The following is a 13472-nucleotide window of genomic DNA, read 5'->3' on the forward strand; positions in this document are numbered from 1 at the left end:
CCTCTCGGATGTCGTTCCAGTCCCGCTCGGCGGGTACCAGACGTTACGTCACGAGAATATGGGCAAGCCCCGCCATGCGCCATGGCCGGGCCCCGTGATCTACGCCGCAGTCAGCTCGACCGGTTGCTCTGCTCGGATTGCAGATTTGCCATGATCTCGGCCACCGACAGCCGCTTGGACGAGGAGTCGCCGGACTCCGATTCGGCCCGCCTGCGCCGCCGTGAGCTGGCCGAACCGAAGGTCGGGCCGGTTGATGCGGTGCGGGCCGGTGCGGGCGAGCCGGAAGTGCTCGATGCCGAATCGACGGACGTGCCGGACGTAGCGGCAGGAGTTCCGCTTGCGGCCGAAGCCGTGGAATCGGCGGCGTCGGTGGAACTCGCCTCCGTCGCCGTGGAATCGGCGACCGAGGCGGTGGAATCGGCGGCCGGGGACGTGGAAGCGCCATCGGCCTCTGGGTCTGCCGATGCCTGCGACGACGACACCGTGGCCGCATCCGACCACGCCGGAAGCCGCTCCGAGGACCACGCCGAGGCTCCCGGTGCCGGTGGACCGACGATCGGCTGACCGTAGAACTCGCCCGGCGCAGGCGGCCCGACCAGCGGTGACTGCCCGGCGGCGGCCGAGGCGACCCACGGCGCAACTGCGTGCTCGACATCGCTCGGTTCGGCCAGGGTCTCGGTAGGCGCAGGCGGTCCGACCAGCGGAGACCGCCCCGCAGCGGCCGAGGCGACCCAGGGTGCGGTGGCGTCGGAGTCGTCGGGCCCTGGCGGAGTCTCGGAGAATGCGTCGGCCCAGCCGGTCGTCGCGCTGAACGGATCGACAGGCTTGCCGTCGGTACCGGGGCTCTCCGCGGCGCCGTCCTCATCGCGATCGAGAGTGATGATCGAGGTCTCGGCGGTCACCGGATCGTCGAAGGGGCTGGCGAAGACCGGCGGCTGCGGATGGTCGGTGTCGTAGACCGGGGTCACCGAATCGCGGGGCAGCTGCGGTCCGGCCCAGCCGTCGGCATTCGCCGAGTTAACGTTCGCCGAACCGGCCGGTCGGCCGGTGAGTTCTTGGACGCGCACGGCGTCGGCGCGCAGCGCGGGGCGATCCATCGGCAGATCACCGTCGAACAGCCGTTGCAGGCTCTGGCGCAGCACCGTCAGCTCGGCTCGCAGCGCGGCCATCTCGGCGGCGTCGGCGCCCACTTCCTGGCGCACCCGCGCCTCGACGCCGAGCTCGTATTCGCGCCGGGCCGAGATCTCGCGGTCGAGCTGCAGTTCATAGACCTTCTGCAGGTCACGGACCTTCGCCTTGTCGACCGTCGATTCCTTGCGGTACTTGGTCGCCGCGAGGGCGCCGAGCACCGCCGCCCAGAGCGCGGCGACCAAGCCGATCCGAATAAATTGCACGCTATCGCTGAAAATCAGGAAAATACTGGCAACCAGGCCGAGCAGAATCAGTGCACCGATGAACAATTTTCCCGCATAGTCCCGCCGTCGGAGGGAGCTGCTGGTACGGGAGGGTGAAACCATGCCCGCCAGGGTAGCCCGGATGACCGCGGCGGCCCAGGTTCCGGGGTGGTGATTCACCCAACCATGTTAGCTATGTGGTAGCTGGATCGTCGGTAGGATCGTCGGGCGCGCGGCAGCAATATTCGAGCCACAGCGCTGCGGCCACCAGGGCCGCCGCCGCGCCGAGACCGATCAATGCGCCCGGCACATCAGCGTCGGCCGCGCGCAGATCACCGCGCTGCGGGAAGATCCAGATGAGGAAACCCAGCCAGACCCCGGCAGCCAGCGAACCCACCTGCGCCGAGGCCTTGGCGAGCGCGACCGCCCGGGCCGCGGTGATCGGATGCAACTGATGCGGCCCATCACCGATGCGGTGCTCGTTGACCCTGGCACGAATGATGAACCCGAGCGCCACCTCGATCGCGGCCACCGGATACAGCGAGGCACCGGCGAAGCTGGAGATCGGCGGGAAGCTGCCGTAGGCGATGCGGGTGGCCGCCCAGGCCAGTGCCGCGGCGATCAGCAGGTTCGCGGTGAGATCGAGGGGGCGGGTGGGTTTCAGCTGCTGCACTGGCCTGCTCCCCCGCGTGTCAAGGTCAGGTCGGTTCGGTGCACGCCGTCGCGTTCGGCGGCGTCGAGCCCGGCCAGCAGATCGCGTACCCGGTGCATCCTGCCGTCCACCTCGAGTTCGGCGTCCGGCTCCACTTCCAGCCACGGCACCAGCACGAACGCTCGGCGATGGGCCTGCGGATGCGGCAGGGTGAGCTCGGGATCGGCACTGCGGCAGGGCCGCCCATCCTCGGCGCACCACACCACGTCGACATCCAGAGTCCGTGCACCCCACCGTATTTCACGCACGCGATCGGCCGCCCGCTCCAATTCCTGGCCGCGGCGCAACCAATCCATACATCCGAAGGTCGAATCCTCTGCCACCACAACGGCATTGAGGTAGTCGTCTTGTTCGACCCCGCCCCACGGCGCGGTCGAATACACCGGCGACACCGCGACGACCCGTGGGCCGAGCCCGTCGATCACGCTGCGCAGATAGCCGAGCCGATCACCCAGGTTGGAGCCGATGGACAGCACCGCGCGACTCATCCGGCCGCCCTTTCCCGGGTGGTGACCACGCGGACGTCGGCGAAGGCATGCGGGATCGGCGCGGACGGTTTGTGCACCACCGCTTCCACGGAGTCGATGCGCGGATCGGCCGCCATCACCGCGTCGGCGATCTCGGCGACCACGGTCTCGATCAGATCGCGCGGCGGGCCCGCGACGATGCTCACCGCGAGGTCGGCCAGCGCGCCGTAGTCGACGGTGTCGACCAGATCATCGGAGGCCGCGGCGGCGGTGAAATCGACCCAGACCGTCAGGTCCACCACGAACTCCTGGCCGTCGCGCTTCTCGTGGTCGAACACGCCGTGATGGCCGAAGACGCGCAGTCCGCGCAGCTCGATGCGGTCCCGCGCACGCCGCGACGGCGACCGGCCTGCCGGCTCGTTCACCGCACCACTCCCGCCGTGGCCGCCGCGCGCTGCCAGGCATCGGTGACCGCGATGGCGTCGAGGGAGGCGCGCACATCGTGCACCCGCACACCCCAGGCGCCGTGCAGGGCCGCGAGCGCCGAGATGGTCGCTGTCGCGGTCTCGCGGCCGTCGGGCGGGCGCGGGCCCGCCTCGTCGGCGAGCAGCGAACCGAGGAAACGCTTACGGGAGGCGCCGATCAGTACCGGAAATCCATCGGCAACGAACTGTGGCAGCGCACCGAGCAGGGCCCAATTGTGTTCGGCGTTCTTGGCGAAACCGAGGCCCGGATCCAGGATCAGCCGCGCCGGATCGACCCCGGCGGCGACGGCGTGGCGCACCTGGGTGTCCAGTTCGGCGCGCACCTCGGCGACCACATCGTCGTAGTGGTCGGCGGGACCGGTGTGCCGGTAATCGGCGTCGGCCCGCCAATGCATGAGGATCCACGGGACGTCCGCACCCGCGATCACCTTCACCATGTCGGCGTCGGCGCGGCCGCCGGAGACATCGTTGACCACCGAGGCCCCCGCCGCGATGGCCGCCTCGGCGACCCGCGCGCGCATGGTGTCGACGCTGACCGGCACGCCCGCGGCGACGAGCCCGCGGATCACCGGGACCACCCGCCCCGATTCGGTGTCGGCGTCGACCCGGATCGCACCGGGCCTGGTCGACTCACCGCCGACGTCGATGATGTCGGCGCCGGCTTCGAACAGCTCGATGCCGTGCCGCACGGCCAGTTCGGGATCGAGGTAACGGCCACCGTCGGAGAACGAATCGGCGGTCACGTTCACCACGCCCATCACCACACAGGAACGTCCGGCGCGCGGCCGGACCCCTGGCTGCGGTGTGTGGCTCACTTGCGCAGAATCAGATCGAGCGCCTCGGCGCGCGAGGCGGCGTTGGTCTGCAACAGGCCGCGCACCGCCGAGGTGGTGGTGCTCGCGCCCGGTTTGCGGATGCCGCGCATGGCCATGCACAGATGTTCGGCCTCCACCACCACGATCGCCCCGCGCGGATCCAGCTTGCGCATCACGGCGTCGGCGATCTGACTGGTCAGCCGCTCCTGCACCTGGGGACGCTTGGCATAGAGGTCGACCAGCCGGGCCAGCTTGGACAGACCGGTCACCCGGCCGTGCGTGCCGGGGATATAGCCCACATGCGCGACACCGTGGAAGGACACCAGGTGGTGTTCGCAGGTGGAGTACAGCGGGATGTCGCGCACCAGCACCAGCTCCTGGTGCTCCTCGTCGAAGGTGGTGTTGAGCACGGCGTCCGGCTCGAGATAGAGCCCGGCGAACATTTCCCGGTAGGCCCTGGCCACGCGGGCCGGAGTGTCGATGAGGCCCGGCCGGTCCGGGTCCTCGCCGACGGCGATCAGCAGCTCCCGGATCGCGGCTTCGGCGCGCGGCTGATCGAAGGGCTTACCGGTATGCAGCGCGATGAGCTCGGAATCGCTCAGCTCCGGCCCGGGGTCGTCAAGCACCGGCCGAGCGGGCACGGTGGGAGCTTGGCCGTTGCTGTGATCGTTGGCCGACAATCGAGGACACCTCCAAATCTCAGGGTGCGGGCGCAGCGCCCGGCCCCGAGGATCGAGCGTAATCGGCGCTGGTCAACCCCTGCCGTTCGGTCCGTTCCAGTCCCGATTGCCGCCCTCGGTACCGGGATTGTCGGGGTATGCGCCCCGATCGTCGTAACCACCGCGGTCGTCGTAACCGCGTTCGGGCTGGTAGCCGTGCCGCGGCCGGCCCTCGCCGGGCTCGGGCCAGTCGCCGAAACCACGATCGCCGGAGGGCTCCTGCGGCTCCTCACGCGGCGGCCAGCCGGGAGCCGACCAGCCCGCGGGGGCGCCGTAATCGGGACGCGAACCGTGCGTGGGGCCGGGGCGCTGATAGCCGGGGTGCTGCGGCGGCATCGGATAGCCGGCGGGTGGCTGGGCCGGACGGCCGTGCTGCGGTTGCGGCTGGTAACCACCGGCGGGCGGATAGCCGTTGGCCGGCGCGGGCTCGCGGGCCGCGGTCGCCGCGGCGGGCAGCGACGGCGCCACCGGCTCCGGCGGCCACGGCTCGCCGCGCTCGGCGGCCAGCTCGCCGGGGGTCTTGACCGGCGGCTTGTCCGAGGGCACCCGGTCGCCGAAGTCGTTGAACGCGGTGATCCGTGGCCGCTTCTCGACCGCGGCGAGGATCTGCTCGAGATCCTTGCGGTGCAGGGTCTCGCGTTCGAGCAGCGCGGTGGCCAGATCGTCGAGGACGTCGCGGTAGTCGTTGAGGATCGACCACGCCTCGGTGTGCGCGGCCTCGATCAGGTTGCGCACCTCCTCGTCGATGGCGCCCGCGACCTCGTGCGAGTAATCGGAGGCCTGGCCCATCGAGCGGCCGAGGAACGGATCGCCTGCCTCCTGGCCGTAGCGCACCGCACCCAGGCGCGCGCTCATGCCGTATTCGGTGACCATCGCGCGGGCGATCTTGGTGGCCTGATCGATATCGGAGGACGCGCCCGTGGTCGGCTCGTGGAACACCAGCTCCTCGGCCGCGCGCCCGCCCATCGCCATCACCAGGCGGGCGATCATCTCCGAGCGGGTCATCAGGCCCTTGTCGTCCTCGGGCACCGTCATCGCGTGACCGCCGGTGCGGCCGCGGGCCAGGATGGTGACCTTGTAGACCGGCTCGATATCGGGCATCGCCCAGGCCGCGAGGGTGTGGCCACCCTCGTGGTAGGCGGTGATCTTCTTCTCGTGCTCGCTGATGATGCGGCTCTTGCGGCGCGGACCGCCGATCACCCGGTCGACCGATTCCTCGAGCGATTCACCGGTGATCATCGAACCGTTCTCGCGCGCGGTGAGCAGCGCGGCCTCGTTGATGACGTTGGCCAGATCGGCGCCGGACATGCCGACGGTGCGCTTGGCCAGCCCGTCCAGGTCGGCGTCCGGGGAGATCGGCTTGCCCTGCGAGTGCACCCGCAGGATGGCGCGACGGCCCGCCAGGTCGGGGTTGCCGACCGGGATCTGGCGGTCGAAGCGGCCCGGACGCAGCAGCGCCGGGTCGAGGATGTCGGGCCGGTTGGTGGCCGCGATCAGGATGATGCCGGTGCGGTCGCCGAAGCCGTCCATCTCGACCAGCAGCTGGTTGAGGGTCTGCTCGCGCTCGTCGTGACCACCGCCGAGGCCGGCGCCACGCTGACGGCCGACCGCGTCGATCTCGTCGACGAAGATGATGCAGGGGCTGTTCTGCTTGGCCTGCTCGAACAGGTCGCGCACCCGGGAGGCGCCGACACCGACGAACATCTCGACGAAGTCGGAACCGGAGATGGTGAAGAACGGCACGCCCGCCTCGCCGGCGACCGCGCGCGCCAGCAGCGTCTTACCGGTGCCGGGCGGGCCGTAGAGCAGCACGCCCTTGGGGATCTTCGCGCCGAGCGCCTGGTAGCGCACCGGGTTCTGCAGGAAGTCCTTGATCTCGTAGAGCTCTTCGACGGCCTCGTCGGCGCCGGCCACATCGGCGAAGGTGGTCTTCGGCATGTCCTTGGACAGCTGTTTGGCCTTCGATTTGCCGAAGCCCATCATGCCGCCGCGACCACCGCCCTGCATCCGCGACATCACGAAGATGAACAGGCCGAGCAGGATGATCATGGGCAGCACGAACAGCAGGATCTGGGTGAGCCAGCTGTCCTGTTTGACCACCGTGTTGTACGGGGCGCCGGACTTCTGCACCGCGTCGAAGATCTGCGCGGCGGTCTGGCTGCCGCCCGGGTACTTGGCGATGATCTTGGTCTCGCCGCCGGTGGCCTCGTTGCCGTTGTTCAGCTCGATCCGCAGCTGCTGCTCGCGATCGTCGATCTGAACGTTCTTGACGTTGCCCTGTTCCTGGAGCTGGCTCAACGCCACCGAGGTGTCGACGTTCTTCCAGCCGCGCGTGTCGTTGCCGAAATAGCTGAACAGATAGATCACGAGCAGAATGCCCGAGACTATCGCCAGGGTGCGAAACACAGTCTTGCGGTTCATAGAGCGTCGGCCGGGCGGCCAGTCCTTTCCGGTGTCTCCGGTTTTTGCCTAGCGATGCGAACGGATGCGGACATGCCACGTTACCGCGTACGGTCTATCCGATACATCGCGCAGTTCGGCCGGTGATGGGAGTTCAACAGGTAAACGGCCGGGCAACGCCCGTGGTTCCCGATCTCTCCGGCCTGGTTTGTGCCGAGTGGTCACAATCATGGCATGTTCGGCCTATCGTGAGCGACGGCACAGTGCGGTGCCCCGCCGAGAGCACCCCAACCACATTGAGCGCAGGGGGTATGGACATAGTCGAGCTACGGACACCCACAGCGATAGTGCGCCACGGCCGGGGGCGGCTGATCGTCCTACGACCCGGCGGTGACGGCGAGAAGATCGACGGCGAGCGCGTGCTCGACGTCCCCGTGACCGACCTGCTGAAGGTCCGCCTGAACCGGCGCGCCGACGACGCGGTCGTCATCGAGATCTACCTCCGATATCCCACCCCCGTCCTCACCGGCGTGCCCGCGGACCGCACCCCGCTACCGGTGCTGATCGCCGAGCACGATGTGCCGGCCGCGGTCGAGATCGTCGACCGGATCAACGATCAGATCCTGGATTTCCAGCGCGTCGACGTCGCGGCCCCGGATCTGACCCCGCCGGCTCCCGAATGGAATTCCGGCGGGCCCGTCCGCGCCGATGTGGAGCGCGCGGTCCGCCGGATGGCGCCGCGGAAGGAAGCGAAATCCGCGATCAACGCCCTGCACCGGCTGGCCTCGGCCGATGAATACGTGCTGGAGACCGCGCTGGCCGTCGCCCATCCGCCGGCCGGACATGGTCAGGGGCTGCTGGCCGCCACCACCCAGCGACTGCTGTTCATCTCCATCGGCAACGGCGAGCGGTATGCCCACGAACTGGCCGTCGCCGCCATCATGTGGGCCCGCAGCACCGACGGCACCGCGACCGCGCCGGGCGAGATCGGCACATTGCGCACCGACACCGGCATCGACGTGCACGACGGCAATCAGACGCTGCACTTCACCGGGCTCGACCGGGCCGACACCCAGCGCGTCACCTGCGCGGTGAACTTCGCGATCCGGCTGGAATCGGCCGACGGCGTGGCCGGGCCCGCCGATCCCGGCACCGCGCAGCTGTACGCGGAGTGGGAGCTGCTGGTGGAGCGGCATTCGCTCGGCATGGTCGACGACACGCAATTCCAGCGGTACGGGCGCGGCATCCTGCGGTCGCTGCCCGGGGTGTAGCCCGAGTGTGGCTCGCGGGCCCGGCCGCGGCCGGGCCCGCGGTCGCGTTCAGTTCAGGCCGATGCGCCGCCACGGGCTCGTCGGACGGGTCCACAGCCGCAGCAGTTCCATCCTGCGGTCCACGCCACCGTCCTTGAGCACGGCCAGATCCTCGGTGGCCTGCCAGTAGGTCCAGCCGGTCAGATACGCATCGCCGAATTGCCGCCAATTGCGGTACCGGCGCCGCGCCAGCGGCAGCGCACGGGCCAGATAACTCCACGCGATATCGGCGTCGAGATAGCCGGCGGTGAACGCCATCCGCGCGACCGCGACCACCCGCGCCAGATCCCAGGCGTAGATATCGCCGGGCAGCGGCCGCGACAGATGTTCGGTGAAACCGATCTTGATGGCCTGGGACCAGATGTCGTAATCGCGGACCAGCGTTTCCGGATTGTCCATCCCCCGAAACGATCCGACCTGACGCAGAAAGGCGCGGTGCCGGTCGGCGCGCTCACCGAAACGATCGCGTTCGCTGGCATTGATGGAGGCCATCACCAACGGATGCACCAGCGCGTACAGCGGCGCGTGCATGCCGTCGAGCAACTGTTCCATCGACGCGCGCGCCTCGGTGCCGTCGGTGATGCCCCAGGCGCCGGTCAGGGTGTCGATGGCGAGTTCGCGGCGGTCGCCGAGCGGATGTTCGCGTTCGGGGCCGAGTAGCAGTTCGTCGTGGAAGGCATCCCAGCGGGCGGAATAGAACGCACCGAGAGCCAGCGCGCGCAATTGATCGTCGGTGATCTGCGCACCGGACCAGTGGTCGTCCTCGCGCTGATCGAGCTCCTCGTACGGGAAGGTTGTCAACGTGGGTAGACCGCGGGCAGGCATAAGGGCGAGTTTAGGTGCCCGGGCCCCGTCGGTGGCCGGTTCGCCGACCGCGTTCGCAGGTTTTTCACATCTTCGTTTTCTTGGCCTGCCGAGGGCGGTGCCGGAGGGCTAATGTGCATTCATGTGTAGAAACATCACCGTCTTGCGTGGCCTGGAGCCTGCCGCTACCGAGCAGGAAATCTATGCCGCCGCATTGCAATACGTGCGCAAGGTCGGTGGCCTGACCGGCCTGAGCTCCACCACCAAACCGGCGGTCGACAAGGCCGTCGCCGCGATCGCCGCCGCGACCACCGAACTACTCGCCGAGCTGCCCGACCGCCGGGTGCCGCCGAGCACCGAACCGCCGCTGCGCCGCATCGCCGCGCGCGAAGCCCAGGCATAGCGGTTCACGCGTTGTCGCCGGGCAGCACACCGGGCCCGTAGGCGGCGACGCAGGCGAGGGCGGTCTGCAACGGCAGCGCGCGCTCGTCGATGCGATGGCCGAGCAGTTCCTCGATCCGCTGGATCCGGTAGCGGACGGTGTTCTTGTGTACGCCGAGCAGTTTCGCCGCCGCCTCCGGGCTGTGCTGGCAGCGCAGGTAGGCGCGCAGCGTCTCGCGTAGCCGGGCCGAGCCGGCGTCGCGGCGGGCCAGCGCCCGCAGCTCGCGTGCGATCAGCGCGCGCATGGCCGCCTCGTCGACGCCGGCCAGATACGCGATCTCCACCTCGCGGTAGGCCGTGATCCGCGGCCCGTCGGCCGGGCCGCGTTCGGCGACGTGGCGGGCCGCCATCGCCTCTTCGTGGCTGCGCCGGAATCCCGCCACCCGCTCGCCGGGCACGCCGAGCGCCACCCGCACCGGCGCCTCGACGAGGTGGGCGAGCGCGTCCGCCTCCGGCAGCTGTCCGTGCGCGCCATCCAGCCCGATCCAGGCCCACATGCCGCTGGCGCCGGAGGCGACGGTGAGCACCCGGTTGCTGCCGAGTTCGGCGGCCAGCCGGGCGCAGACGCGGTCGAGCACCCCGCTCATCTCACCTTCGACGCCGGCCTCGGCGGGCTCGTCGGCCCACAGCACCACGGCCAGATGGTGCTGGTTGAGCCGGTAGCCGAGCCGGGTCGAGGACTGCTCCAGGTCGACGTCGTCGCCGGCGAGCACGGCCCGCACGGTTTCGGTGCGGCGGTTGAGCGCGGCGCGCAGCACGCGTTCGCGCTCCTCCAGATACGTTTCGGTCAGCGTCTCCACCGATGCGCCGACCCACTGGGTGGCCCGTTCGAACATCCGCATCATGACCACGCGTTCGATCGGATAGGGCGTGCGGCGCTGGTCGAGGGCGTCGGTGAAATAGTCGAGCACCGCCGCCAGTCCGGCGTGATAGGTGCGCAGCAGCATTTTGAGTTCGAAGCCGCGGCGGGCGAGGGTTCTGGCGAAGGCGTGCGCCTCTTCGGGCAGCACCGGGTCGATCGTGTCGCTGGTGAGGCCGCTGAGCACCACCCGGGCGTGGGCGCGGGTGCTGGCACCGAGATCGCGGCGGATATCGCGGTCGGCGAGTTCGGGTACGCGGGCGACGATGGCGCTGTCGAGCCGCTCGACCACCTGATCCAGGGTTTCGCTGCGCATCGTCTCGTAGACGAATTCGGCCAGCCAGTAGCGGACCTGCTCATTGGCCGGAGCCGAACCGCTGGCGACGGCGGGCCGATCGCGCGAGGCCGGCCGGGGAACCGGGTTCGTCATCAGCTACCTCACGATCTCCCGAATTGTATCGAGAGCACAAAGCATCCCGCGTCGGTTGACAGACAAAGCCAAGAATGTCTGCCTCGATTGTGCCACGATCATAGTTCGTGAGCTGCTTCACAGCAGCCGAGCACAACCGAGCCACGACGTAGTGGGAGAGACCGTGACCGACACCGAATCCGCCCGACCGACGAAACGAACGACGACGCGCAAGAAAGCGGCCGATCCCGCGGTGATCGAGGTGCGCAATCCGGCCACCGGCGAGGTCGTCGGCACCGTGCCCGAGGTCTCGGCCGACGATGTCGCCGCCAAGGTCCGTGAGCTGCGCCTGTACCAGCCGGAGTGGGAGGCCATCGGCCCCGAAGGCCGCAAGGAATGGTTGCTGAAACTCCAGGACTGGCTCATCGACAACACCGAGCAGCTGGCCGACGTGCTGCAATCGGAGACCGGCAAGCCGCGGGTGGACGCGCTCATCGACCCGGCCTTCTCGGTCGACCTGACCGGCTATTACGCCCGGCGCGCGCCGAAATTCCTCGCCGATGAGAATCCGTCGCCGCACAGCCCGCTGGCCCGGACGAAGAAGCTGACGGTCGCGTTCAAGCCGTATCCGGTGGTCGGCGTGATCACGCCGTGGAACTTCCCGCTGGCCATGCCGGTGGTCGACGTCATCCCGGCGCTGGCCGCGGGCGCCGCGGTGATCCTCAAGCCCTCCGAGGTGACGCCGCTGTCGGCGGTCGAACTGGCCCGCGGCTGGGCCGAGATCGGCGCGCCGCCGGTCCTCGCCGTGGTGACCGGCGCCGGTGCGACGGGTGCGGCGGTGGTGGACAACTCCGATTACATCCAGTTCACCGGTTCCACCGCCACCGGCCGCAAGATCGCCGCGGCCTGCGTCGAGCGGATGATCCCCTACAGCCTCGAACTCGGCGGAAAGGATCCGGCGATCGTGCTGGCCGACGCCGATATCGATCGGGCCGCGCACGGCATCGCCTTCGGCGGCATGTTCAACGCGGGCCAGGTCTGCATCTCGGTGGAGCGGGTCTACGTCGAGGCGCCGGTCTACGACGAGTTCGTCGCCAAGCTCACCGCCAATGTCGCCGCGCTGCGGCAGGGCATCGACGGCCGCACGCCGAATCACGATGTGGGCGCGCTGGCCAACGAGAACCAGGTGAACATCGTGCAGCGGCACGTGGACGAGGCCGTGGCGGCCGGGGCGAAGGTGACCACCGGCGGCAAGCGCACCGGTGTCGGCACCTTCTTCGAGCCGACGGTGCTGGTCGACGTCGATCACTCCATGTCGTGTGTCGCCGAGGAGACTTTCGGCCCGACCCTTCCGGTGATGAAGGTGGCCGACGAAGCCGAGGCGATCCGGCTGGCCAACGACTCCATCTACGGCCTGTCGGCCTCGGTGTGGACCGGCGACAAGGACCGCGGCGAGCGGGTGGCGCGGCAGCTGTCGGCGGGCGCGGTGAACATCAACGACGTCTTCTCCAACATGTTCAGCTTCGCGCTGCCGATGGGCGGCTGGGACAAGTCCGGCGTCGGCGCGCGCTGGGGCGGACCCAACGGCGTGCGCAAATACTGCCGGGCACAGGCGATCACCAAGCCGATCCTGCCCACGCAGGAAAAGGAACTGATCTGGTTCCCCTATCAGGTACCCAAGATCCTGTTCGCGCTCGGCGCGATGCGGGCGGCGGGTGCGCGCGGTCTGCGCCGGCTCGATGTGCCCGCGCTGCTGCGACTCAAGGGCGATTCGAAGGGTGCGAAGTAAATGGCAGACGCGATGAAGATTCGCGGCAAGGTCGTCGTCATCACCGGTGGTGCGCGCGGTATCGGGCTGGCCACCGCGACGGCGTTGCAGGCGCTCGGGGCCAAGATCGCCATCGGCGATATCGATGAGGTGACGGTCAAGGAGTCGGGCAGCAGCCGCGATTTCGAGGTGTACGGCCGGTTGGACGTCACCGATCCGGCCTCGTTCGAGGCGTTCCTCGACGAGGTGGAGCGCACCCTCGGCCCGATCGATGTGCTGATCAACAACGCGGGCATCATGCCGACCGGCAAGTTCGTCGAGGAGCCGGATCAGGTGACCCGCCGCATCCTCGACATCAATGTCTACGGCGTGATCCTCGGGTCGAAGCTGGCGCTGGCGCGGATGCTGCCGCGGCGCAGCGGGCACGTCATCAATATCGCCTCACTGGCCGGTGAGACCCATATCCCGGGTCTGGCCACCTACAACGCCAGCAAACACGCGGTGCTCGGGTTCACCGACACGCTGCGCGAGGAGTACCGGGGCTCGGGCGTCAGCTTCTCCTCGGTGCTGCCGACGTTGACCAAGACCGAACTCGGTTCCGGGGTCAGCACGCCGAAGATTCTGCGTCCGGCCGAGCCGGAGGAGATCGCCGACGCCATCGCGGAGCTGATCGCGGCGCCCAAGTCGAAGGTGCGGGTGACGACGGTGGCCGGTGCGATCGCCCAGGTGGTCAATTTGCTGCCGGAGTCGTGGGGCGATGGGCTGGCGCGCGCGCTCGGTTCCAACAAGGCCTTCCTCGATGACGTCGATTCGGCGCAGCGCAAGGCCTACGAGGAGCGCGCACGCAACGTCTGAGCCCGCATGGTCTCGGCCGGACTGTGGCGCGCGC

Annotated in this window: 13 protein-coding genes; 4 read left to right on the top strand and 9 right to left on the bottom strand. The window is 69.1% G+C overall.

Translation table 11 applies throughout. The annotated features are described in order from the left end of the window. Window positions 1-110 precede the first annotated feature (110 nt). The 7 genes from FEK34_RS10330 to ftsH form a co-directional block, all read right to left on the bottom strand. Window positions 111-1394 (bottom strand): DUF6779 domain-containing protein, encoded by a 1284-nt coding sequence (locus FEK34_RS10330; RefSeq protein ID WP_138447655.1) that lies wholly within the window; start codon window positions 1392-1394, stop codon window positions 111-113. Window positions 1395-1587: 193 nt separating this feature from the next. After that, window positions 1588-2058, bottom strand: coding sequence for a DUF3180 domain-containing protein (locus FEK34_RS10335; RefSeq protein ID WP_138448088.1), 471 nt, complete (start codon window positions 2056-2058; stop codon window positions 1588-1590). Further along, window positions 2055-2594 carry a 2-amino-4-hydroxy-6-hydroxymethyldihydropteridine diphosphokinase gene (gene folK / locus FEK34_RS10340; RefSeq protein WP_138447656.1) on the bottom strand — a complete coding sequence of 180 codons (540 nt, stop codon included), beginning with the start codon at window positions 2592-2594 and terminating at the stop codon, window positions 2055-2057. Before folK ends, FEK34_RS10335 begins: the two co-directional genes overlap by 4 nt. Further along, the gene (gene folB, locus FEK34_RS10345; RefSeq protein ID WP_138447657.1) at window positions 2591-2998 is read right to left on the bottom strand and encodes a dihydroneopterin aldolase; all 408 of its coding nucleotides are present in this window, start codon (window positions 2996-2998) and stop codon (window positions 2591-2593) included. The genes folK and folB overlap by 4 nt, the downstream gene beginning before the upstream one ends. Then, entirely contained in the window at window positions 2995-3816 is an 822-nt protein-coding gene (folP, locus tag FEK34_RS10350) for a dihydropteroate synthase (protein ID WP_138448089.1), read from the bottom strand. Before folP ends, folB begins: the two co-directional genes overlap by 4 nt. A gap of 53 nt (window positions 3817-3869) precedes the next feature. Next, a complete protein-coding gene (gene folE, locus FEK34_RS10355; protein WP_036532433.1) occupies window positions 3870-4499 on the bottom strand; it encodes a GTP cyclohydrolase I FolE in 630 nt (209 codons plus the stop codon). Window positions 4500-4625: 126 nt separating this feature from the next. Next, the gene (gene ftsH, locus FEK34_RS10360; RefSeq protein ID WP_138447658.1) at window positions 4626-7013 is read right to left on the bottom strand and encodes an ATP-dependent zinc metalloprotease FtsH; all 2388 of its coding nucleotides are present in this window, start codon (window positions 7011-7013) and stop codon (window positions 4626-4628) included. A gap of 290 nt (window positions 7014-7303) precedes the next feature. On the opposite strand from ftsH, the gene FEK34_RS10365 reads away from it, so the two are divergent. After that, the gene (locus FEK34_RS10365; RefSeq protein ID WP_138447659.1) at window positions 7304-8263 is read left to right on the top strand and encodes a hypothetical protein; all 960 of its coding nucleotides are present in this window, start codon (window positions 7304-7306) and stop codon (window positions 8261-8263) included. A 48-nt stretch (window positions 8264-8311) separates the two neighbouring features. On the opposite strand, the gene FEK34_RS10370 is transcribed toward FEK34_RS10365, so the two are convergent. Continuing rightward, complete coding sequence (locus tag FEK34_RS10370; RefSeq protein ID WP_138447660.1) at window positions 8312-9127, bottom strand: DUF1266 domain-containing protein; 816 nt, start codon at window positions 9125-9127, stop codon at window positions 8312-8314. A 121-nt stretch (window positions 9128-9248) separates the two neighbouring features. On the opposite strand from FEK34_RS10370, the gene FEK34_RS10375 reads away from it, so the two are divergent. Continuing rightward, entirely contained in the window at window positions 9249-9509 is a 261-nt protein-coding gene (locus tag FEK34_RS10375) for a DUF2277 domain-containing protein (RefSeq protein WP_036532407.1), read from the top strand. 4 nt (window positions 9510-9513) lie between these two features. Here FEK34_RS10375 and FEK34_RS10380 read toward each other — a convergent pair whose 3' ends face one another. Further along, the gene (locus FEK34_RS10380) at window positions 9514-10836 is read right to left on the bottom strand and encodes a PucR family transcriptional regulator (protein ID WP_249358960.1); all 1323 of its coding nucleotides are present in this window, start codon (window positions 10834-10836) and stop codon (window positions 9514-9516) included. 163 nt (window positions 10837-10999) lie between these two features. On the opposite strand from FEK34_RS10380, the gene FEK34_RS10385 reads away from it, so the two are divergent. Then, entirely contained in the window at window positions 11000-12604 is a 1605-nt protein-coding gene (locus tag FEK34_RS10385; RefSeq protein ID WP_138447661.1) for an aldehyde dehydrogenase family protein, read from the top strand. Further along, complete coding sequence (locus FEK34_RS10390; protein WP_138447662.1) at window positions 12605-13438, top strand: SDR family oxidoreductase; 834 nt, start codon at window positions 12605-12607, stop codon at window positions 13436-13438. Window positions 13439-13472: the final 34 nt, after the last annotated feature.

The organism is Nocardia cyriacigeorgica (genome assembly GCF_005863245.1).
In the GTDB taxonomy this organism is placed as follows: domain Bacteria; phylum Actinomycetota; class Actinomycetes; order Mycobacteriales; family Mycobacteriaceae; genus Nocardia; species Nocardia cyriacigeorgica_C.